The sequence below is a fragment of the Corynebacterium tuscaniense genome (assembly GCF_008693065.1).
GTDB lineage: Bacteria > Actinomycetota > Actinomycetes > Mycobacteriales > Mycobacteriaceae > Corynebacterium > Corynebacterium tuscaniense.
Genome location: NZ_VXKH01000002.1, coordinates 75,665 through 98,414, shown reverse-complemented (window position 1 = coordinate 98,414; position 22,750 = coordinate 75,665). Strand labels below are relative to the sequence as shown.

Here is a 22,750-nt window from a genome sequence, read left to right as displayed (position 1 = left end):
CATTGTGACATTTAGACGCTTGCTGATTTCGGGTTTCCGCGGAAGCACCACGCGGTAATGCCGCAGAGGACGGCAGCGGCAAGGGCTTGGAAGGCGACGACGGCTTCGTGGGCTCGTGCGTAGGCGGGGGCGGCGGCGTCACGGGTGGCGGGGTTGAATACGGCGTCCATGCCTAGGTGGGCGATGTCCTCGGGGAGGAAGGCGAGGAGGAGGGAGGTCAGCATTGTGCCGGAGACGGCAACGGTGATGAGGGTGCCGAATTCGTAGGAAACTTCTTCCACACTAGCTGCCATACCGGAGCGTTCTGCAGGGGCGGCGCCGATGATGGCAATGGAGGATACGGACATGGCGAAGTTGGCGCCGGCGCCGAGGATGATGAAGCCGGTGAGGAAGATGGGGAAGCTATCCAGGTTGGAGCCCCACCAGGACACGAGTGCGCCGACGACGCAGGCGGCGAAGCCACTGCAGACGATGGTGCGGAAGCCGACGCGGTGCAAAATGGCGCCACCGGCGATGGAGAGGGGCAGGGCAACAACGCCGACAACGCCGATGGTGAGGCCGGCGTGGAAGGGGGTGAAGCCGTCGACAAGCTGAAGGCGCTGAGTGGTGGTCATCTCCAAGCCGATGACCACGAACATTGCGCCAACTGCTGTGATGGCGCCACCGGCGAAGATGGGATTTTTAAAGATGTCAAATGTGAGAAGCGGCTCTGGCAGCTTCCTCTGCCGGCGGGCGAACATGAATGCGCCGAAAAGCATGATCACAACAGCAATGGCCAGGATGGTCATGTTGGTATCCAGACGCGCTGTTTCCTTAATCACCATGGTGAGGCCCGACAGCGCAAACAGGGCGTAGATGGAGGAGAAGATGTCCCACTTCTTCGCCGGATTCGGCTTGTTCTTCGGCCCGATGAGAATGGTGAGAAGGAAAGTGATAATGACAACGGGGACGTTGATGAGGAAGACGGAACCCCACCAGAAGAACTCCAACAGCAGACCACCGACAACGGGGCCAAGTGCGGCACCTAGGACTGCAGCGGAGACCCAGATGCTCATGGCAACGTTGCGCTCCCGCTCTTCAGGGAAGATCTGGTTCACCAGGGCGAGGGTGGCGGGCAGCATCGTGGCAGCGCCAGCGCCCAAGAAAGCACGGGCGATGATAAGCGCCAGCGGGGTGGGGGAGAAGGCCGCCGCAAGGGAGGCAAAGCCGAAGATGACCAGTCCGATCATGAACATCAGCCGGTGGCCAATCTTGTCCCCCAAGGTGCCGGTGCCGAGGAGCAGACCGGTAATCACCAACGGGTAGGCGTTAATGATCCATAGGGACTCTGCGGCGGAGGCCCCCAACTGCTCATCAAGCGCGGGTAAAGCCGTGTAAAGGATCGAGTTATCCAGGGCAACCATGAGGAGGCCCAGTGACACGACGACAAAAAATGGCCAGCGGTTCGCGCTGGCGGGGGTGTTACTTGAAGAGCTTTCGGGAGAATTCACGCGGATAACCTACCCTTTGAGACAGATATTTGTCACGCCAAGAGGTGTAGTGGTGGTGGCAGGGGATTCGTCGATAAGCGAAAGAGAGCTGGACCACAGTGAAGAAGAAACTCGCCGCAGTGGTGGCGGCAGCGGGCATTGCCGTGGCTGGGGCACCGGCCGCGTTGGCGCATGATTCCGTGATCAACGCCGAGCCGGGAGTTGAGGCGACGGTAACGGAATTTCCCAGCGAACTCGTGTTGGTGTTTTCAGGTATCCCGCGAGAGGGGTTTAACAGGATCGCGCTGTCCCGCATGGACACGAATGAAGTGCTGTTCAGTGGCGAACCTACGGTTGACCGCCAAAATGTAAGCATCGACGTGCCTGCGGACCTTGACCCACAACCCGGCAAGTACCGCATTGGCTTCCAAATCACATCCTCCGATGGCCATGCAACCAAGGGCATGACGCAATTTACCTACCAACCCCCCGGGACGACTGTGGAAACTGAAGCAGGTGATGAGGGAAAGGGTAAACCGGATGAGACACAGCAAGATGCCAACGAGACGCAAAGCATCATTGGTGGCTACATCTGGGTATGGATTCTCCTCGGCGTTGTTCTTGTTGGCGGCGCAGTCATTGCGCTCTTGGGGCAACGCCAACGCGATGGTCAGCGCAATGAGAACCGTGACTGACGGTAGACCGGCGAGCCAGAGTAAGATCACCCGCAGTGCCCGCGCCAGGCTCATATCGCGCGCGGAGCAAGGCCGAGAACACACCAGCGGGCGCGGCCAGGTATGCCGCCCACGCGTGAGCGCAAAAGGAGCGCTGAATAGCTTATGTCCAGCGGGATTGCCCCAACTGCACTGATCCACGACCCGTTTGAGGTCCCGGCCGGCACACCGGTTGGCGCAGCGATGAGGGAACTGGAATTGCCCAACAAGGGCGATGAGGCCATCGTGTGCGTCCAGGATGCTGAGGGGAACTTGAAGGACCTTTCCCACGTGCCGGAAGAAACTGCTAGCTTCACTCCGGTTGCCGCGAACACTGAGCTGGGGCGTAGCGTCATCCGTCACTCCTGTGCGCACGTGTTGGCGCAGGCAGTGCAGGAGGAGTTCCCGGATGCGAAGCTGGGCATTGGCCCGGCCATCAATGATGGGTTCTACTACGACTTCGACGTCAAGGATCCGTTCACCCCGGAGGATTTGAAGTCGCTGGAACGGCGGATGAAGAAGATCATCAAACAGGGCCAGAAGTTCGTCCGCGGTGTGTATAGCTCGGCGGAAGATGCGGCTGAGGATCTAAAGGATGAGCCGTACAAGCTTGAGTTGATCCAAGACAAAGGCTCCGTGGACCCTAACTCGGATGAGGCAACGGAGGTGGGGGCGGGGGATCTAACGCACTATGACAACGTCAACCCGCGCACCAATGAAGTGGTTTGGCACGACCTGTGCCGTGGCCCGCACGTACCCACCACCAAGTACATCCCGGCCTTCGCCTTGACGCGATCTTCTGCCGCGTACTGGCGCGGTGACCAGTCCAATGCTGGCCTGCAGCGCATTTACGGCACTGCGTGGGAGTCCAAGGAGAAGCTGGACGAGTACCAGCACATGCTGGCAGAGGCGGAAAAGCGTGACCACCGTCGCTTGGGCGCAGAGATGGACCTGTTTTCTTTCCCGGACCAGGTTGGTTCTGGCCTGCCCGTCTTCCACCCGGACGGTGGCATCGTGCGCATGGAGATGGAGAACCACTCCCGCAAGCGCCACTTGCAGGCGGGCTACTCCTTTGTGAACACCCCGCATGTGACCAAGGGTGAGCTGTTCCAGCAGTCTGGTCACTTGGATTGGTACGCCGATGGCATGTTCCCGCCCATGCAGCTCGACGGTGAGTGGGATGAGGAAGGCAACTGCACGAAGCAGCCGGTGGATTACTACACCAAGCCGATGAACTGCCCGATGCACAACCTCATCTTCGATTCCCGTGGCCGTTCTTACCGTGAGCTGCCACTGCGCCTGTTCGAGTTTGGCACCGTGTACCGCTACGAGAAGTCCGGCGTGGTTCACGGTCTGACCCGCGCACGCGGCTTCACGCAAGATGATGCGCATATTTACTGCACCGAGGAGCAGCTTGAGCAGGAGCTTACCGACGTATTGGAGTTCATCATCTCCCTCCTGCAGGACTATGGCCTGGATGACTTCTACCTGGAGCTTTCCACCAAGGACCCGGAGAAGTACATCGGTGATGATGCGATCTGGGAGCGTTCCACCAACATCCTCGAGTCCGTGGCTACCAAGTCCGGCCTGGAGCTGGTTCCGGACCCGGCAGGTGCTGCGTTTTACGGGCCGAAGATTTCTGTGCAGGCGCGCGATGCGATTGGCCGTACCTGGCAGATGTCCACGGTGCAGCTTGATTTCAACCTGCCGGAGCGCTTCGACTTGGAGTACACCGCCCCGGATGGTTCGAAGAAGCGTCCGGTGATGATTCACCGTGCGCTGTTTGGCTCCATTGAGCGTTTCTTCGGTGTTCTGATGGAGCACTATGCCGGTGCATTCCCGGCGTGGTTGGCGCCGCATCAGGTCGTGGGTATTCCTGTCGCCGATGAGTTTGCTGGCCACCTGGATGAGATTGTTGCCCAGCTGCGGGCGCGTGGTGTGCGCGCGGAAGTGGATCACTCTGATGACCGCATGCAGAAGAAGATTCGCACCCACACCACCGGCAAGGTTCCGTTCATGCTCCTGGCCGGTGCGCGGGATGTTGAAGCCAATGCGGTGAGCTTCCGTTTCCTCGACGGCACCCAGGTTAATGGTGTGCCTGTGGATGAGGCGATCAATCTGATCACTGCCTGGGTGGAGGAGCAGATCAATGACCAGCCGAGCGAGGAAGCCATTGCAGTCCGGCGCGGATAATGCCACCCAAGGTACGAACCGGCAGGACTACGTGGATCAGGGCGTGGGCCAGCCCGATCGGCTTGTGCGTCTGTGGGCGCCGTACCGGTCGAGCTATATTTCGGCGACGCCAGGGGAGCGGGAGAAGAAAGATCCGTTTCTCGTTGCACCGCAGCTGTCCGACGAGGATGGGCTAATTATTGCCCGTGGCAAGACGGTCTACGCGTTGCTCAATTTGTACCCCTACAATGCTGGTCATCTCATGGTCGTGCCCTACCGTAAGGTCGCGGAGCTTGAATTGCTTGACGACGAAGAGACGGCGGAACTCATGGCTTTTGCCAAACTCGCTGTGCGCACCTTGAAACGAGTGTCCCGGCCGGAGGCTATCAATGTCGGGTTGAATCTGGGTAAGGCTTCCGGCGGTTCTGTCGGGGACCATCTGCATCTGCATGTGGTTCCACGGTGGGCGGGGGATTCTAATTTCATGACGGTGATTGGGGGCACGAAGGTGCTGCCACAGCTATTGAAGGACACTCGTGCCTTGTTGGCGGAGGCGTGGGCTGAGATTGTGGAGGGGGATGCTCATGTTTAGCGCGCGGGCCCGTCAACCCATTGCGGTGGTGGTAGATCCGGTGGCAAAAGCGCTACTGCGGGTTGGCTTGACACCGAATATGGTGACGGTCGCCGGGACTGTGGCAACGATTATGGTGCTGGTCCTTCTTATTCCTAGTGGGCATTTGATCTGGGCGACAGCGCTGACTGCACTCTTTGCTGCCATGGATCTCATCGACGGCACGATGGCGCGCATGCGTGGGGGCGGCACTGCCTTTGGTGCGACGTTGGATGCCAGTTGTGATCGCCTAACCGATGGTGCGCTCTTCGGGGCAATTGCCGTGTGGTTGATCTACACCGAGCAGGCGCGACCTTCGGCGGTGGGCGCGTGTCTCGTTGTTCTGGTGCTGTCTCAGGTGATCAGTTACATCAAGGCACGTGCGGAAGCGGGTGGACTCACCGTTAATGGCGGGCTCATTGAGCGAGCCGAGCGGATCATCATTGCTCTTGTGGGTTTGTTCCTGCAGGGCGTGGGTGTGCCCAACGCGGTCGTTGTGGCGCTGTGGGTTCTCGCTGTGGGGTCTGCTGTGACTGTGGTTCAGCGTCTTGTTCTGGCTTCCCGTGATCCGAAGGCATCCGCACACATCGCCCCGCCCAAAGGGGCAACGGACCCTGCGGGCGTAGACGGGTATCAGGCGTGAAGGAATCTCTTGTCACCGCCGGCTACATGGCGGGGTGGAAGCTCGTGCGCCATATGCCCTATGCCATGGCGGCGACCTTGTTTAATGTGGGAGCTGATATAGCTTCGGATCGTGGACGCGGTGCGGACATGCTCCGGCAGAACCTCACTCACGTTGTGGGCGCGGAGAATGTCACTCAGGAACTGGTGCGCGCTTCCATGCGCTCCTATGCCCGCTACTGGTTGGAGGCGTTCCGGCTGCCATCTATCGCTGGCAAGCCAGAACTCATGGCCACGTTGGATGCTGCACTCATTGGCCGCGAACATGTGGAAGCCGCCGTTACCAGTGGCAGAGGCATGGTGATCACTCTGCCGCACTCGGGTAACTGGGACATGGCAGGCATGTGGCTCGTGGGTAGATATGGCGGATTCGCCACTGTTGCGGAGCGCCTCAAGCCGGAGGTGCTTTTTGATGCTTTCGTGGACTACCGCGAATCCCTCGGCTTTGAAGTCCTCGCCACCACGGGTGAGAAAACGCCACCGTTCCAGCGGCTCAAAGAAGTAGTACAAAAAGGGGGCGTCGTATGCCTCATGGGGGAGCGCGACATGACATCACACGGTGTTCCCGTCACCTTCTTCGGGGAACCCACAACCTTCCCCGCTGGTCCGGCGAAGCTGGCCATGGACACAGGCGCGAGCCTCCACGTTGCCCACTCCTGGTTCACCGGAACCACCCTCGCGCCGGGGTGGGGCTTGAGCTGTTCTGCGCCCCTCGAGGTCTCCGACCTCGAGGGAACCACGCAGCGCGTGGCAGATCTGTTTGCCACCAACATTGCAGCACACCCAGCTGATTGGCATGCGATTCAACCAGTGTGGCCGCATCAGCGGCGGGCCCGGTGATTCCGCGATGCGTATTGGAATGGTGTGCCCGTATTCCTTTGACTATCCCGGTGGTGTCCAAGCACACATCCTGGATCTCGCCCGAGTATTCACTGACGCGGACCATCACGTTGAGGTTCTTGGCCCGGGTACTGAGTTGGCGTGTGAACAGGACTTGCCCAGTTATGTCACCTTGTCGGGCCCGGCTGTAGCGCTGAGTTACAACGGATCTACCGCGCGACTATCCTTCGGCCCGCGCGCTGTCGGCGCCGTGCGGGATTTTCTGCAGCGTGGCCAATTCGATGTGGTGCACATCCATGAACCCAATGCTCCAAGCCTGTCGCTCATCACACTGATCTTCGCCCGCGAACCGGTGGTGGCCACCTACCATGCCTCCGCATCGAAGTCATTGGCGCTGAACCTCGCTCGACCTTTCCTTCGGCCCTTGCTGGAAAGAATTCAGGCAGGGATTTCCGTCAGTGAAATGTCGCGTCGTTGGCAGGTAGAACAGCTCGGCGGGGACCCGGTGCTTATTCCCAACGGGGTGGATACGGCGAGGATGAAGGTTGGCGGGGGCAACTGGGACGTCGAAAAGCATGCGCACATCGTTTTTCTGGGGCGTATCGACGAACCCCGCAAAGGCCTTCCCACCCTTCTTTCTGCGCTGGAAATGATGGAGACCTCGCCACGCGTAACCGTGATCGGCGGGGGCGAGCATACGGACACGCCTGGTGTCGATTTTGTCGGGCGCGTGAGCGATGAGGACAAAGCGGCGATTCTGAACAGCGCGGACATCTATGTTGCACCGAACACGGGTGGGGAATCCTTCGGCATTGTCCTCGTGGAGGCAATGGCGGCGGGCTGTGCCGTGGTGGCCAGTGACCTGGAAGCTTTCGCGGCGGTCTGCGACGCGGAGGCAGATCAGCCAGCTGGGATGCTCTTCCCCGTGGGTGACGCCCGCGCCCTAGCCACGATCCTCGATCATCTCGTGCAAGATAGCCGGGCGCGTTCTGCGCTCGTCGCTGCGGGGATGAAACGCGCGGAACTGTATGACTGGCAGCATGTATCCGCTGAGGTCATGGATGTGTACATCACGGCGACGGGCGGTGAAATCCAATGAGCACACCGGTTGTTATCGCAATTGTCCTTCTTTTCCTCGCAGCCCTGGGATTGTGGGCAATGATTACTGCTCAGCGGCTTAATCGCCTGCATATCCGCGTGGATCGCGCTCGCCGCGCACTCGATCACGTGCTTATTGACACCGATCCTACGAACCAGCGCCGACACGATCTAGCCGTGCGGTTTTATAACAACGCGGTGGCCGACACACGCCGACTGAGACTACGGCCGCTTATTCGGGTTCTGCGTCTTGCTGGCACAGCGCCCCTGCCCGAGTTCTATCCGTTCGCGCCTTTTACATAAGGTCACCCAGAGCTGCGTGGGGAGCGCTAAGGTTATGTCCCATGGATTTTGATGTACCCAAGATCGATGAAATTTTGAACCTTGAGCAGCTAGACACCAATATCTTTCGTGGTAAAGGTGTGTTTAGTGGACTCCAGCGCACCTACGGTGGTCAAGTAGCGGCGCAAAGTCTGTCAGCGGCAACGAAGACCGTGGATGAGGGCAAGGTCGTGCACTCCCTGCACAGTTACTTCATTCGGCCGGGTAAATCTGATCAGGACACCATTTTCATGGTTGACCGTGTGCGTGACGGCCGTAGCTTTGCCACCCGGCTTGTCCATGCGATTCAGGATGGGGAAACAATCTTCTCCCTTGAAGCCAGCTTCCACATCACCACCGATGAGGGGATTGAACACTCGGACAAAATGCGCGAAGTGCCGCCGCCTGAGGATGTCATCCCGCTTGAGCAAACGGGTGGTCCGCTGAAGTTCTTCTCCATGTGGGCGAAGGACTGGGATGTGCGTGTGGTGCCGGATGATGATTTTGCTCATAACCCCTACACCCCTAGCCAGCAGGTTGTGTGGTTCAGATCTCGAAATGAACTGCCGGATGATCAGACCTTCCACATCTGCACGCTGGCGTACATGTCTGATCTCACCCTGTTGCACTCAGCCCTGGTTCCGCACCGTGACCACAAGGTGCAGATGGCATCCCTTGACCATGCGATGTGGTTCCTGCGTCCATTCCGTGCAGATGAGTGGATGCTCTATGACCAGGTATCCCCATCCGCGCACGGTGGCCGCGCACTGACTCAGGGACGTATCTTTGACTCTCACGGCAACTTGGTTGCCATGGTGGTGCAGGAAGGTCTCACGCGAACGTTGGCTGAGGGCAAAGTCGCCTTTGAGTAGTGGCAGAAAAACCGGTTGAGGGCGTCGGCGTATACTAGGCAGCCGACACTTTAGCCAGAGGAAAGGGGAGATGGCGCATGGCAGGCCACTCAAAATGGGCTACTACCAAGCACAAGAAAGCCGCGAATGACGCGAAGCGCTCCAAGTTGTGGGCAAAGCTGATCAAGGACATCGAGGTCGCGGCTCGTACTGGCGGTGGTGACCCGGCGGGCAACCCCACTCTCGATGACATGATCCGGAAGGCTCAGAAAGCTTCTGTGCCGAAGGACAACATCGAGCGTGCCCGCAAGCGTGGCTCCGGAGAGGAAGCCGGCGGTTCCGACTGGGAAGACATCACGTATGAGGGTTACGGCCCGAATGGTGTTGCCATGCTGATTCAGTGCCTGACCGATAACCGTAACCGTGCTGCCACTGAGGTCCGCACCGCGATGACCAAGAACGGTGGCAACCTGGGTGAGTCCGGTTCCGTTGGCTACATGTTCAGCCGTAAGGGCGTGAACACGGTGGTTAAGGGTGATCTGACGGAAGATGATGTGCTCATGGCTGTGCTTGAGGCCGGCGCCGAGGAAGTCAATGACCTCGGTGAGCACTTTGAGGTCGTCTCTGAGGCGACTGACCTTCACGCAGTGCGTGACGCGCTCAAGGAAGCTGGCATCGAGATTGATGAGACGGACCAGGACTTCCGTGCTTCTGTTGAGGTAGAGCTGGATCTTGATGGTGCGAAGAAGCTAGAGAAGCTTATCGACGCATTGGAGGACGCCGACGATGTCCAGAACGTGTACACCAACATGACGATGTCGGATGAGGTGGCTGAGGCGCTGGCTAACGAGTAGCCCGAAACTGCTTTCATACCCGGTCTTCCGCGTGGGAGGCCGGGTATTTTTGTTCTTGTGGTAGAACAAATGTGTGACTCCGAAGGTCGGGGTAGCAAAGGGGAACCATGAACCTTGAAGGCCTGCGCGTGATGGGCATTGACCCGGGATTGACCCGGTGTGGCCTGTCTGTGATCCAGGCTGGGAAAGGGAGACAGGTTATCCCGGTGGCAGTCGGCGTTGTGCGTACGCCTTCGGACGCGGAACTTGCGCATCGTTTGTTGCGTCTTTCTCATGCTGTCGCAGAATGGATGGATGACTATAAGCCGGACGTAGTGGCGATGGAACGCATCTTTGAGCGCGGAAATGTGTCCACCGTGATGCAGACTGCCCATGCGGTTGGCGTGATGGTGCTTGCTGCTGCGGAGCGGGATATCCCGGTGCACATGTACACCCCGTCTGAGGTGAAAAAGGCTATCTCCGGCAACGGTCGTGCGGATAAGAAGCAGATGACGGCGATGATCACGCGCATCTTGGGCCTGTCTGCACCACCCAAACCAGCAGACGCGGCTGATGCTTTGGCTATTGCTGTATGCCACTGCTGGCGTGCCCCCTTGCTTGCCCGTGGCGCTGCCGCAGCTTCTCTTGCTGCGCAAGGAGCGGCATCAACCCCGCGTAACCCCGTGAATGGAAAGGCTTAAGTGAAACCATGATTGATTCTCTGAACGGTGAAGTGATCGCCATTGGGCTTGATCATGCGGTGATTGAGTGTTCCGGGGTGGGGTATCGCTTCATGGCCACTCCGCCGACCTTAGGTCGGTTGGTGCGCGGGGAGACAGCGCGTGTGTTGACCTCGATGGTGGTCAAAGAGGACAGCATGACTCTTTATGGCTTCACCGATGATGATGGACGCAGTATGTTCCACCGTCTGACCACTGTCACGGGTCTTGGCCCGAAGCTGGCCATGGCATCGCTTGCTGTTTTTGAACCAGCTGAACTGGCCGGCCACATTACCGCGGGTGATTCCAAGGCGATTCAGGCCATTCCCGGTGTGGGCAAGAAGATGGCGGATCGTTTGATCCTTGAACTCAAGGACAAGCTGGAGGGCGTGTACGCCACGTCGGAGACGACAGATGGTGCCAAAGCTGATGCGGTGACGGCGACCGCTAGTGCTTCTCTTGCTACGGAGCAGGTGGTGGAAGCACTCGTGGGACTTGGTTTCCCGGAAAAGGGTGCGCGCACTGCTGTTAGTGCCGTGATCGAGGAAGACCCGGAGGCGGATTCGTCTGCGTTGCTGCGCGCAGCCCTGAACCGTTTGGGTAAGAAGTAGCTAGACCTAGCTAAAGGATGATGATTATCAATGGAGGAGGTGCAGTGACTGATGTCTGATGTGGAAAAGACAGAGTTTGAATTGCCGCCAGAATTAGCACGGAAGGTGAATTCGCCGATTGATGCGAATGAGCAGACAGAAGAACGTGATTATGAAAAGTCACTGCGCCCGAAATCTATTGATGAGTTCATTGGGCAGCCAAAGGTACGGCAGCAGCTTGGCCTGGTGCTTGAAGGCGCGAAGAAGCGCGGTGTGACACCGGATCACATTCTGTTGTCCGGCCCACCAGGGTTGGGCAAGACCACCATGGCCATGATCGTGGCACAAGAGTTGGGCACCTCACTGCGCATGACCTCGGGTCCTGCCCTTGAGCGTGCAGGGGACTTGGCGGCAATGCTATCCAACTTGATGGAAGGCGATGTTCTCTTCATCGATGAGATTCACCGCATCGCCCGCCCGGCAGAAGAAATGCTGTACATGGCCATGGAGGATTTCCGTATTGACGTCATCGTGGGCAAAGGCCCAGGAGCGACGTCTATTCCGCTGGAGATCCCGCCGTTCACTCTCGTTGGCGCGACGACGCGCGCCGGCATGCTCACTGGCCCACTGCGTGATCGGTTTGGTTTCACAGCGCAGATGGAGTTCTATGACGTGGATGATCTCACCCGAGTAATCACCCGCGCAGCATCCATTCTGGGTGTGGACATTGATCATGATGCGGCGGTGGAGATCGGCTCCCGTTCCCGCGGAACACCCCGTATTGCTAACCGATTGCTGCGCCGTGTACGCGACTGGGCAGAGGTGAACGGTGATGGTCGTGTCACAGTGCAAGCTGCCGGTGAGGCACTGGAGGTCTTTGATGTCGATGAGCTAGGCCTCGACCGACTGGATCGTGCCGTCCTGGAAACGCTGATCAAATCACACGGTGGTGGGCCCGTCGGTGTGAGCACTTTAGCTATCGCGGTGGGGGAGGAACCGTCCACTGTGGAAGAAGTGTGTGAACCCTACCTGGTGCGAGCAGGTCTGATGGCGCGCACAGGTCGGGGACGTGTTGCCACGGCTGCGGCGTGGCAACACGTGGGTATGTCGCCTCCACCGGAGGCGCCGGGGCAGCTGCACCTCATGTAACTTCTGCCGTATGTAACAATTGTGCCTATGGAAATTCTTCTTCTCCTATTTATTTTTGCCCTGTTCGCTCTGCCGACACTGATCATGTCTCGCTCGCATCGTAAGCGCGTGGAAGAAGCGAAGCAGTTGCAGTCATCCATCGAGCCGGGCGACAAAATCATCAGCGTTTCTGGCTTCCACGGCACGGTCGTGGCTGGCAATGAGGAAACCGTGGACTTGGAGATCGCTCCTGGGGTTGTAGTGACGATGGAGCGCGTCGGTGTGTACAAGCGTGTTGAAGAACCCGCCACACCGATCGTGGATGAAGAAGTAGAACAGTAATATCTTCCCTCGGGTAATAGATTCCAGCCTGCTGTGAAAAGCAGGTTGGCTTAATTATTTCCGGGTGTATGACGTACCATCACTTTTTGGACCTTGTGCTTTTGAGTTAGGCATAAGTGAATAAACACCATTTGGTTTCGGCACTGTTGACTCAACGGTCGGTGAAGCCATGTGGACGCAGCAGGTTATCAGGAGATCTTGTACGTGACTTCGAAAAAAACATCGAAGCGGACTTCGCGCGAAGGCGCATCGAAGAAGGCGTGGCCAGCACGGGCACTAGCGCTTTTTGCGCTCATTCTCGTGGCTACCTATGCCCTGGTCTTTTTTACGGGCGATAGGCAGGCGACCCCCAAGTTGGGCATTGACCTTCAGGGCGGTACCCGTGTCACTCTCGTCCCGCAAGGCGAGGAGCCAACAACGGACCAGTTGAATCAAGCCCGCACTATTCTGGAAAACCGTGTTAACGGCATGGGTGTTTCCGGCGCCTCCGTCGTTGTCGACGGAAACACGTTGGTGATTACGGTTGCTGGTGATGACACGTCGGAGGTGCGCAACATCGGTCAGACCTCCCAGTTGCTGTTCCGTCCGGTGGCCCAGTCTGCCGGCCAGGTTGATCAGGATGCCTTCCCGAACGTGCTAGGGGACATGGCTAACCGTTGGGTTGAGTACCGCATCCTCTCGCCGGAGGAGGCTAAGACTGCTGTGACCACCTTTGCGGATGGTTTTAACAAGCAGCTTGACGCCCAGAAAGACGCCGCAGCGGAGGGTGAAGACACTCAGGCAGCGCCGTTGCCGGAGAAGATTACCGCGCCTGAGATCACGGCACAGCCGAAGGCTGAGCCGGAGAACTCGCTTGAGGCGGCAGGTTTCCGCCAAGAAGCTACAGCAATGCTGCGGAACGACCGCCAGTCGGAGGACCCAACCGCGCTGCAGGCCGCTGCGTTTTTGATGAAGTGCCAGCCGGCCACGCCTGATGCACCAGCACCAGCTGATCCGCTTTCAGGTACGGATGACCCGGCGAAGCCACTCGTTGCCTGTGATTCCAGCTCGGGTTCACCGATGTTGCTTGATCCGGTGCCGCTGCTGCAGGGTGTGGAGGACCCGAACGGTCCACGCCTGACGGGTAGTGAGATTGACACGAACCGGCCGATTACCGGTGGTTTCAACCCGCAGACGAGCCAGATGGAGATCAGCTTCGCCTTCAGCCAGGCTGGCGAGCACAATGGTTCCTCCACGTGGGCAGCATTGACATCTGCGATGGTGGGCCAGCAGGTTGCTATCACCCTGGACTCGCAGGTGATTTCCGCACCGCAGATTCAGTCACCGACTCCGGTGGGCTCTGCAACGTCGATCACGGGCCAGTTCACGCAGGAAGAGGCAGAAACCTTGGCCAACAACCTGCGTTACGGTGCGCTGCCGCTGTCCTTTGCTGGTGAGAACGGTGAGCCGGGTGGTACGGCGACGACGGTTCCGCCGTCCCTGGGTATCGCTTCGCTTAAGGCAGGCATCATCGCCGGCCTCGTCGGCTTGTTGCTCGTGGCCGCATTTGTGTTCTTCTACTACCGCCTGTACGGCCTGATCTCGCTCTTCACACTGCTGTGTGCTGGCCTGTTGGTCTACGGTGCTCTGGTGCTGCTCGGCCGCTGGATTGGCTACACACTGGATCTATCTGGTGTTGCGGGTCTGATCATCGGTATCGGTACCACGGCTGACTCTTTTGTCGTTCTGTATGAGCGCGTGAAGGATGAAGTGCGTCGCGGCAGAACGTTCCGCTCAGCCACCCTCAACGGTTGGGAGCGCGCGAAGGACACGATTATTACCGGTAACTTTGTCACCTTGATTGGTGCTGTGGTGATTTACTTCCTCGCCGTCGGTGAGGTCAAGGGCTTCGCCTTCACCATGGGTCTGACCACGATCTTCGACCTGTTGGTCACCTTCCTGGTCACCGCGCCGATCATGATCCTGGCTTCCCGCAAGAAATTCTGGAGCAAGCCGGCTGTCAACGGCATGGCTAAGGCGTTTGAGGCTGGCCGGCTCAACCCGGAGGCAGTGGGGCGTACCTGGAGCCGTCGTCACGCTGCAAAGGCCGATGAACCTGTCGGCGCATCTGTTGCGAGTGATGATGCAGCTTCCGCAACCCCAACCGAGACGAAGGAGAACTAACTGTGAGTACCTCCATTAACTCCACTCAGTCGGACCCGGTTGGTGCAAACACAGCCGCGGGCAACATCAACGCTGAGGAGCACCGCGCGACGGGTATTGAGCGCCTGTATGAGGGCAAGGGTGCAATTGACTTCATTGGGCGTTCCAAGCTGTGGTACACCATTTCCGTTGTGCTGCTGGTGATCTCTATCGCCGCGATTGCGCTACGGGGCTTCAACCTGGGCATTGATTTTGAGGGCGGCACGAAGATGAGTATGCCCGCCGGGGACCTTGTGGTTGAGCAGGTTGAGGACACCTTTGTGGAAGCCACGGGTGTTACTCCTGAGCTGACCCAGATTGTGGGTGCGGGTGACTCGCGCACGCTGGAAATTAACTCCGAGCGGCTCACTCAGGAGCAGATCGATACGGCGCGTGAGGCCATTTACAAGGCCCACGAGCCCAAGGATGCTGATGGCAAGGCATCGCCGGATGCGATTGGTGATTCGACGGTGTCTGAGTCGTGGGGTTCCACCATTACAGAACGCATGATTTTGTCAATGGTCATCTTCCTCATCGCCGCTGCCGTGTATGTTGCTGTTCGTCTGCAGCGCAACATGGCTATCGCCGCGATGGTCGCATTGCTTTTCGACGGTGTGGTGATCATGGGCATCTACGCCCTCTTCGGCCTTGAAGTCACCCCGGCAATGATCATTGGTTTGCTGACGGTGTTGACTTTCTCCCTGTATGACACCGTGATCGTCTTTGACAAGGTCAAGGAGAACACTGAAGGTGTGCTCGATTCGCGCCGTTCTACGTATGCAGAGGAAGCGAACCTGGCTGTCAATGAGACCCTGATGCGTTCCATTTCCACCTCGGTTATTTCCGCGCTGCCGATTATTGCGCTGATGATCGTGGCGGTGTGGTTGTTAGGCGTGGGTACATTGCAGGATCTGGCGATGATTCAGCTCATCGGTGTTGTGGAAGGCGTGATCTCCTCGCTGTTCCTGGCTACTTCCTTGCTGGTTACGTTGACCAATATGCAGAAGCCGTACAAGAAGCACAACCAGGAAGTTGCAGATTTCCGCGCTGGAGTTTCTAGCGAGGATGAGGCTTCTGTTTCGAAGACCGCGAAGCGCACGGTCTCCGTTCCATCTGGAGCCGCAGACGTTGAGGCAAGCGATGAAGGTTCTGGTGCAGAATCTTCCGCGACTACTACTTGGCGCCCGACTCGGGGATAAGCGTTCAGGCTAAGAGTCTAGGTGTGGGGAAGGATCGATCGTGTGGAAACAACGAAAAGCCAGGCGCACTAGCCGCGTGAGCAGGAAGCGTTTCGGGGCTGTAACGGCCATGACTATGGCCACAGCGCTGGTTGTTGCCGGCTGTTCTTCGGCAAACGATAGCTCATCTGGATCGGGCTCTTTGGACTCTTTCGGCTACCAGCTGTCAACTCCGTTGGTGACCACGAATGCGGCGACGAATCTTGGGGATTCGATGAAGGCGCAACGCCTGTCCGGCCGTGTTTTTCCTGGTGCCTTTATTCCCGGCCCTTCCGGCCAGCGAATCCCAAACACCGACCTCGTTCAAACCCAGGTTTTGCCAGGGTCACAGCGGCAGGTCGTGTACACCCTGACCGATAAGGCTGTTTTCTCTGACGGTGTGCCCGTGACGTGTGATGATTACAAGCTCGCTTTCGTCGCTGGTTCTCACCCGGAGGTTTTCTCCTCACACCTTCCACAAATGCAGCAGGTTGACCGTGTGGACTGTGCTCCCGGTGCCAAGGAATTCACCGTGGTGTTTAAGGAAGGCAAGGGGGGCCGGTGGCGTGAACTGTTCGGTGCAGGAACAGTGTTGCCGGCGCATGCGGTGGCGAAGAAGCTTGGGATGGAAACAGCCCAGCTGACTCGGGCGCTTGAAGCCGCTGACCCGGATGTATTGGCACGTACCTCGACCGTTTGGCGCTATGGGTTTGGTTTGTCGGATTTCGATCCGGAACTGCAAGTGTCTTTCGGCCCGTACAAGATCGACTCGGTGGGCGCCGAAGGGGAGGTGACTTTGGTGGCCAATGAGCAGTACTACGGTGAAGCACCTGAGTTGGAAAAAATAGTTGTGTGGCCTTCTACGAAGGACTCCGCGGAACTCCAAGCGGCGGGTGCCCTCATGGTGGGGGATCTAGATGACCACAATCCGGGCTGGTACGACGCTGCACCTGATCCAGGTGAAGGTGCCAATGCTGATGATGCCGTCGCGGGTGACTCCACTGGTGATTCCTCTGGTGGTGACTCCACGGGCAGCGCGAAGGAATCCCTTGATCCTTCCGCGCCGGAGGCGCATCAAGAACTACAAACTGTGATCGGGGAGATGACGGATACGCTCATCTTTGCTGATTTCGGCCCGTGGGCGGTTAAAGAGAAACGCCAGGCGTTGTCGAAGTGTGTGGATAATCAGGCGGTGGCGGATGCGTCGTCAAGCATTGCGGGCATTGAGCTTCCTGTATCTCCGGTCCACGTGCTCAACCACAATGACCCGATGACGCGCAACCTCGGTGATATCGCGCAACCACACTTGGCCGTCGACATTGAAGGCGCGAAAGAAGCTGAAGGTTTGGAGCTGCGGATTGGTTACCTCTCGCCCAGCAAGCGTTATGCCGCCATGGTGGAAGCGATCCGTAGATCTTGCGAACCAGCTGGAATCACAGTGATTGATGCGACGGGCGACGGCAAAACCCGCGGTGACCTGTTCACCGAAGATCACCCTGCGAACGAGCACAATCCCAACGAGGAAATGGTGGACGCGTACCTCGGCGCAGTTGATCCGATGGCGGAATATGAGACCTCCGTGTCCCGCTCAGAGGAGCTGCCATCCCTGCGGTCCGAGGAACACCGCCTGTGGGATGAATTGCCCTCCATCCCTTTGTCCGCTCAACCACGAACCTTCATCGTGGACAAGAACATCCACAATGTCGTCGTTTACACTGGCCCCGTAGGAATTGGCTGGAACATGGACCGTTGGCAGGTTCCTGGGTCCAACAAACGCAACAAGAAAGCCGGCTCTTAGAACTGTGACTCATTCCGACCAGCTCTCATCCAACAACGTAACCTTCCGCACTGCGCGGGAGGCACTAGCCGCAAAAATGCGGTATGTCCAGGATTTCCCGGAGAAAGGCGTGCTCTTTGAGGACCTCACCCCGGTGCTCGCGGACAAGGATGCGCTCAATGTTGTGATCAGGGAATTGTCCGCTGCGTGCCAGGAGCTCGGTGCGGAGATGATTGGTGGGCTGGATGCTCGTGGCTTTTTGTTGGGCTCCGCTGTCGCCTTTGACATGGGTGTGGGCATTTTGGCTATCCGCAAGAAGGGCAAGCTGCCACCGCCGGTCATCCGCGAGGAATACTCGCTGGAGTACGGCCAAGCCGCGCTGGAGATCCCAGCAGAGGGCATGCAGCTTAAAGGTAAGCGCGTAGTGCTTGTCGACGATGTCTTGGCCACCGGCGGCACCCTCATGGCAGCGCATGACCTTATCCACCGTGCTGGCGGCACAGTCTGCGGCTGCGTGGTGGTGCTTGAGGTCGATGGACTGGGTGGGCGCGAACACCTCGGTGACGTGCCGTTGGTGGTGCTGAACAAAGGGGAATAGAACCCTGCTCGGATTGGTAGATGCCTGGGTACACTGATCGGAAGTGTTCACCCCCTGGAACTTTGAGGAGTTGTAAGTGACGTCCCACGATAGACCACAACGCCGTTCTGGGACGTCCGTGCGCAGTGTGTCCGCCCGCCTCGCGCGGTCCCTCACCGGTGGGCGTCCGCGATCCAACCCGGTGTTGGAACCTTTACTATCTATCCACAGGAAATACCACCCGCGTAGTGGAGTGGAAGATATCTCTCGTGCGTATGACACGGCAGAGCGCCTGCATGAGGGCGTGTCCCGCAAGTCCGGGGACCCCTACATCACGCATCCTTTGGCAGTGGCCACAATCTGCGCCGAGATAGGCATGGATACCACCACCGTTATCGCTGCGCTGCTGCATGACACGGTGGAGGACACCGAGTACTCCTTGGATGACCTCACCGCTGATTTTGGCCCTGAGGTTGCGCGTCTTGTGGACGGCGTGACCAAGCTGGACAAAGTTGCTTTTGGGTCTGCGGCTGAGGCGGAAACGATCCGCAAAATGGTTGTGGCCATGGCGCAGGACCCGCGTGTGTTGGTGATCAAGGTTGCGGACCGCCTGCACAATATGCGCACCATGCGTTTCTTGCCGCCGGAGAAGCAGGAGAAGAAGGCGCGGGAAACCCTCGAAGTCATCGCTCCGCTGGCCCACCGCCTGGGCATGGCTACGGTGAAGTGGGAGCTCGAAGACTTGGCCTTTGCCATCTTGTATCCGAAGAAGTATGAGGAGATCGTCCGCCTCGTTGCGGAGCGCGCCCCCTCCCGTGATCGGGCACTCAAAGAAATCACCACTGAGATCCAGAGCGAGCTCAAAGCCAATGGCATCAAAGCAGAAGTTATGGGCCGCCCGAAGCACTACTGGTCGATTTATCAGAAAATGGCGGTGCGGGGTCGTGACTTTGCAGAGATCTTTGATCTCGTGGGCATCCGCGTTCTGGTGGACACCATCAGTGACTGCTACGCGGCAATCGGCGTGGTGCACTCGATGTACTACGCGATGCCGGGCCGCTTCAAGGACTACATCTCTAACCCCCGCTTCGGCGTCTACCAGTCATTGCACACCACGGTTATGAACCATTCGGGCCGCCCGCTGGAGATCCAGGTGCGCACCCATGAAATGCATTACAACGCCGAATTCGGTGTTGCTGCCCATTGGCGCTACAAGGAAACCAAGGGGTCCCACAAGGGCGACCAGGCTGAAATTGATCAGATGACGTGGATGCGTCAGCTGCTTGACTGGCAGAAGGAAGCAGCAGACCCTAATGAGTTTCTGGATTCACTGCGGTATGACCTCACCTCGGCGCAGATCTTCTGCTTCACTCCTAAGGGCGATGTGATCAACCTGCCGTCCGGTTCTACCCCGGTGGATTTTGCCTACGCGGTGCACACGGAGGTCGGGCACCGCTGCATTGGCGCCAAAGTTAACGGCAAGCTCGTTGCACTGGAATCCACGCTGAAGTCCGGTGACAGGGTAGAGGTGTTCACATCGAAGGACAGCAACGCTGGCCCGTCCCGTGATTGGCAGGAGTTCGTCGTCTCGCCCCGGGCGCGGACAAAGATCCGCCAATGGTTTGCAAAAGAGCGGCGCGAGGAACATCTTGAGGCCGGCCGCGATGCCCTGGCTGCGGAAGTTCAGCGCGGCGGCCTGCCCATGCACCGCCTCTTCACAGCGGAATCCATGAATAAGGTGTCAACGCAGCTTGGCTACGACGACATGGATGGTCTGTACACTGCCATCGGCGCCGGCAACGTATCTGCCAAACATGTTGTCAGTCTGCTCATGGACATGTTCGGCGATGAGGATGACGCTGTTGACGCGTTGACATCCCGCGCCCCGTTCTCCGAAATGGTGAAACCTCCCACGCGCTCGGACGGCCCTGGCATCCTCGTCGAGGGGTCCCCGGACGTCATGGCTAAGCTGGCACGCTGCTGCTTGCCCGTTCCCGGTGATGACATCTTCGGCTTTGTCACCCGCGGTGGGGGCGTTTCTGTTCATCGTTCCGACTGCACCAATGCTGATAAGCTCCGCCAAGAATCCGCACGGCTTATCGACGTCTCCTGGGACCGCGGCTCCCACCACGGCGCCTCCATGGCCACGATGCAACTTGAGGCTTTAGACAAGCAGGGCTTGCTGGCGGAGCTCACCCGTGTGCTCAATGACCAGAAGCTGCCTGTGATTGCTTTCAACCACCACTGTGGCGACGACCATATTGCTACCGTCCGCTTCACCTTCCAGGTTTCCGACACTAAGCAGCTTGGCGCACTGATGAACCAGATCCGCAATATTGAGGGTGTCTTCGACGTATATCGCGTAACCGCTTAACCTCACCATCACTGCCCTGGTGCTCTACTGCCATCGTGCTGGAAATCTCACCCCATGCATTCGGCGGGATGGGAAAAGGCTTGTAATGGCCAGCTGTGGGCAGGCCTCATGAACGGCACGTTCAGCATCGCAGGACTCTCGCCGCTGCTTGTACCTTCCTACGCTGAGCTACTGGACCTCAGCGCTTCACGGTCGTTTTTGGGCATGGCGAAAGACCAGCTGTTGCTGGCTTTCGACATGGGGAGTGTCGCTTACCGGCCGTAGAGGAGTGTCATGGCTCCGTAGGGGTGGGTGGTGTTGGCCACGAGGTGTCCGCGGGGTGAGTGCCAGGTTGGTACACCCCTGATATTCTCCACCCGGCCCCGGTGGGCGTGTGCGGGGTCATCATCGTTGGTGCGGTTGTGATAGCGACACAGCATCGCCAGGTTATTCATGTTCGTATGCCCGCCCCTCGACCATGCTTTGATGTGGTGGACCTGACAGTTATCAGCCGCATGCCGGCACCCCGGTACCGGGCATGTTGGTGACAAAGCCCGTGCTAGGTCACGCTGTTTCCGGTTCGCGAAGCGTTGAGTGTCATACAGGTTGACGGCACCTGCTTGTGGGTGGAACACCGCCACCTCCAGTTGCTCCCCATGATGCTGCGTCAGGTAGTCCGCACCGGTGATCGTGGTGCCATCAGTCAACCCCAAGATGGTGTCATCCCCGTCACCGCCCACAATGGTGATGTGGTCGTCTAGTGGGATGAGGATCAAGGGGCGGGGAACAGCCGGAGCAACTCGAGCTGGGGCGGCATCCCCTTCACCTTGAGCATCAGGGCGAAGACCCAGGATGGTCATTAAGTTCTCGTACATCTGGGGGCCTGCAGGGCCATCGCCGAGGCCCTGGCGTGAGGCGTACTCGATAGCTGCTGCGTCTTCTTCTCTAGCCGTGATGATGATAGGGCGCCTCTTTTTACGTGAGCGCCCAAACCCCACCGCCGGTTCCGGGGCAGGCTTGTCCACCTCCGGGACGATGGTCTTCGCCCGACGCTGAAGCGTTTTATAGTCACCCGGAACCGACAACAACGCCAAACGTAACCGCCACTTCTCAGCAGGGTCAGCGATAGGTGCTAACTGTCCCTCGATGTAGGCAAGCTGATCCAAGGACTTCTGAGTCGAGCGAGCTACCTTGATCGCGTTTGCTTGTTTACGGGTGAACTTCGTTTTCCCGTAGTAGACCGTGTGAACTTTCGCCCATTCGCGAATACGGGCAGGGCTGCAGCCGGTATCGCGGAGGACCTGGGCATCAAAGGATGCCAAGGACTCCATCGGGTTGGTTAAACCCGCCACTAGTGCTGCAAAAGGATTCATGCCGGCAACGCTAAACCGAAAACCAAAAACGCGCAGCTAGGGGCCGAAAAGCCTGTGGATAACCCGAAAATCCATCCACAGGCCCCGCGCTCCAGAACACGCCACGTAGCCAGATGACGTGCACAAACAGCCCGGTTCCCGACACAACGAAAAAAGATCCAAACACTTGGCGCGGAACCAAACCGACCACGACTCGTCCGTATTCGCGTTCGTGGTTTAAGGTGCAAACAGCACCCGAAGGTAGGCATCAAAAAATCCGCCCCGGCGTTTAGCCGAGACGGATTTGTTGAGTCTCTAGGGAGTTAGAAGCTCAACGTCAGTCTTACTTCTGGGTGAAGTTCTTCTGAACGAAGGTGATGACGTTAGCGAGCAGGCCAAGGACAGCGGTGAAAACGGCGATCCAAGCAGTGATAGCCTTAGGGTCCCAGTTGCCATCCTTGTCGGAGGAGAGCTCCTTGAAAGACTCGAGGAAGGACTTCTTGTCCTTGTCCTGGCCCTTGTCGGTCTCGTCGTCCTTTTTGCTGCTTCCATTGCCGCTGCCCTTGTCAGGATTCGGGGCAGGGGTGGTGGTAGTGGTAGGGGTCTCTTCAGCGAATGCCGGAGCGGCGACAACGCCGGAAACGGAAACGACAGCAGCGGTTGCTGCGGCGAGGAGGCTCTTACGGATCTTCATACGTAGCCCTTTCAGTGACTGCAATTCATTGATGACGTTGGACACTTTACAACTGCTGCGAAGGTGTTGCAAGAGATAAAAGTGGCCGTGTGGCAGTGATTTCACAGGATTTTTAAAGTCAGGCTATTTATTTGGCGTTATTAGTGGGTTTTTGGACTAAATGCGTAACATCTCACACAAATTACACCGCCATGTGTGATGAAACTCACATGGCGGTGTTGGTGGTGCGGGG

The 22,750-nt window shown here is 58.3% G+C and carries 22 protein-coding genes; 19 read left to right on the top strand and 3 right to left on the bottom strand.

What is annotated here, in order from left to right; genetic code table 11:
* Nucleotides 1-11: 11 nt before the first annotated feature.
* Entirely contained in the window at nt 12-1,496 is a 1,485-nt protein-coding gene (locus tag F4V54_RS01260; protein ID WP_376998136.1) for an MFS transporter, read from the bottom strand.
* A gap of 92 nt (nt 1,497-1,588) precedes the next feature.
* Between F4V54_RS01260 and F4V54_RS01255 the strand changes: the two genes are divergently transcribed.
* From F4V54_RS01255 to F4V54_RS11610, 19 genes are all read left to right on the top strand, one after another.
* Nucleotides 1,589-2,164: a copper resistance CopC family protein gene (locus tag F4V54_RS01255; RefSeq protein WP_034665833.1), complete on the top strand. Its 576-nt coding sequence runs from the start codon at nt 1,589-1,591 to the stop codon at nt 2,162-2,164.
* A gap of 144 nt (nt 2,165-2,308) precedes the next feature.
* Nucleotides 2,309-4,375: a threonine--tRNA ligase gene (gene thrS / locus F4V54_RS01250; RefSeq protein WP_150385966.1), complete on the top strand. Its 2,067-nt coding sequence runs from the start codon at nt 2,309-2,311 to the stop codon at nt 4,373-4,375.
* Nucleotides 4,332-4,946 carry an ATP adenylyltransferase gene (locus tag F4V54_RS01245; RefSeq protein ID WP_150385965.1) on the top strand — a complete coding sequence of 205 codons (615 nt, stop codon included), beginning with the start codon at nt 4,332-4,334 and terminating at the stop codon, nt 4,944-4,946. The genes thrS and F4V54_RS01245 overlap by 44 nt, the downstream gene beginning before the upstream one ends.
* Nucleotides 4,939-5,607, top strand: a complete 669-nt coding sequence (pgsA, locus tag F4V54_RS01240; RefSeq protein WP_376998087.1) for a phosphatidylinositol phosphate synthase — start codon at nt 4,939-4,941, stop codon at nt 5,605-5,607. Before F4V54_RS01245 ends, pgsA begins: the two co-directional genes overlap by 8 nt.
* A 26-nt stretch (nt 5,608-5,633) precedes the next feature.
* Entirely contained in the window at nt 5,634-6,485 is an 852-nt protein-coding gene (locus F4V54_RS01235; RefSeq protein ID WP_150386004.1) for a phosphatidylinositol mannoside acyltransferase, read from the top strand.
* Nucleotides 6,486-6,492: 7 nt separating this feature from the next.
* Nucleotides 6,493-7,584, top strand: a complete 1,092-nt coding sequence (locus F4V54_RS01230) for a glycosyltransferase family 4 protein (protein WP_150386003.1) — start codon at nt 6,493-6,495, stop codon at nt 7,582-7,584.
* Entirely contained in the window at nt 7,581-7,886 is a 306-nt protein-coding gene (locus tag F4V54_RS01225) for a LemA family protein (protein WP_084576775.1), read from the top strand. The genes F4V54_RS01230 and F4V54_RS01225 overlap by 4 nt, the downstream gene beginning before the upstream one ends.
* A 41-nt stretch (nt 7,887-7,927) precedes the next feature.
* Entirely contained in the window at nt 7,928-8,776 is an 849-nt protein-coding gene (locus F4V54_RS01220; RefSeq protein ID WP_150385963.1) for an acyl-CoA thioesterase, read from the top strand.
* A 77-nt stretch (nt 8,777-8,853) separates the two neighbouring features.
* Complete coding sequence (locus F4V54_RS01215) at nt 8,854-9,609, top strand: YebC/PmpR family DNA-binding transcriptional regulator (protein ID WP_150385962.1); 756 nt, start codon at nt 8,854-8,856, stop codon at nt 9,607-9,609.
* 107 nt (nt 9,610-9,716) lie between these two features.
* Complete coding sequence (ruvC, locus tag F4V54_RS01210; RefSeq protein ID WP_052093097.1) at nt 9,717-10,289, top strand: crossover junction endodeoxyribonuclease RuvC; 573 nt, start codon at nt 9,717-9,719, stop codon at nt 10,287-10,289.
* Between the two features lie 8 nt (nt 10,290-10,297).
* A complete protein-coding gene (gene ruvA, locus F4V54_RS01205) occupies nt 10,298-10,918 on the top strand; it encodes a Holliday junction branch migration protein RuvA (RefSeq protein WP_150385961.1) in 621 nt (206 codons plus the stop codon).
* A gap of 51 nt (nt 10,919-10,969) precedes the next feature.
* A complete protein-coding gene (ruvB, locus tag F4V54_RS01200; protein WP_102724131.1) occupies nt 10,970-12,046 on the top strand; it encodes a Holliday junction branch migration DNA helicase RuvB in 1,077 nt (358 codons plus the stop codon).
* Nucleotides 12,047-12,073: 27 nt separating this feature from the next.
* Nucleotides 12,074-12,367, top strand: a complete 294-nt coding sequence (gene yajC / locus F4V54_RS01195) for a preprotein translocase subunit YajC (RefSeq protein ID WP_034665802.1) — start codon at nt 12,074-12,076, stop codon at nt 12,365-12,367.
* 204 nt (nt 12,368-12,571) lie between these two features.
* Nucleotides 12,572-14,530 carry a protein translocase subunit SecD gene (gene secD / locus F4V54_RS01190; RefSeq protein WP_150385960.1) on the top strand — a complete coding sequence of 653 codons (1,959 nt, stop codon included), beginning with the start codon at nt 12,572-12,574 and terminating at the stop codon, nt 14,528-14,530.
* Between the two features lie 65 nt (nt 14,531-14,595).
* Nucleotides 14,596-15,747, top strand: a complete 1,152-nt coding sequence (gene secF, locus F4V54_RS01185; protein ID WP_034665804.1) for a protein translocase subunit SecF — start codon at nt 14,596-14,598, stop codon at nt 15,745-15,747.
* Nucleotides 15,748-15,823: 76 nt separating this feature from the next.
* Nucleotides 15,824-17,563 carry an ABC transporter substrate-binding protein gene (locus F4V54_RS01180; protein WP_249041187.1) on the top strand — a complete coding sequence of 580 codons (1,740 nt, stop codon included), beginning with the start codon at nt 15,824-15,826 and terminating at the stop codon, nt 17,561-17,563.
* A gap of 4 nt (nt 17,564-17,567) precedes the next feature.
* Nucleotides 17,568-18,140, top strand: a complete 573-nt coding sequence (locus tag F4V54_RS01175; RefSeq protein ID WP_257997296.1) for an adenine phosphoribosyltransferase — start codon at nt 17,568-17,570, stop codon at nt 18,138-18,140.
* 76 nt (nt 18,141-18,216) lie between these two features.
* Entirely contained in the window at nt 18,217-20,493 is a 2,277-nt protein-coding gene (locus tag F4V54_RS01170; protein ID WP_150385959.1) for a RelA/SpoT family protein, read from the top strand.
* A gap of 54 nt (nt 20,494-20,547) precedes the next feature.
* A complete protein-coding gene (locus tag F4V54_RS11610) occupies nt 20,548-20,757 on the top strand; it encodes a hypothetical protein (RefSeq protein ID WP_034665792.1) in 210 nt (69 codons plus the stop codon).
* Here F4V54_RS11610 and F4V54_RS01165 read toward each other — a convergent pair.
* Nucleotides 20,745-21,845 (bottom strand): HNH endonuclease signature motif containing protein, encoded by a 1,101-nt coding sequence (locus F4V54_RS01165; protein WP_150385958.1) that lies wholly within the window; start codon nt 21,843-21,845, stop codon nt 20,745-20,747. The genes F4V54_RS11610 and F4V54_RS01165 overlap by 13 nt on opposite strands.
* A gap of 322 nt (nt 21,846-22,167) precedes the next feature.
* Nucleotides 22,168-22,563, bottom strand: a complete 396-nt coding sequence (locus tag F4V54_RS01160) for a hypothetical protein (RefSeq protein WP_150385957.1) — start codon at nt 22,561-22,563, stop codon at nt 22,168-22,170.
* Nucleotides 22,564-22,750: the final 187 nt, after the last annotated feature.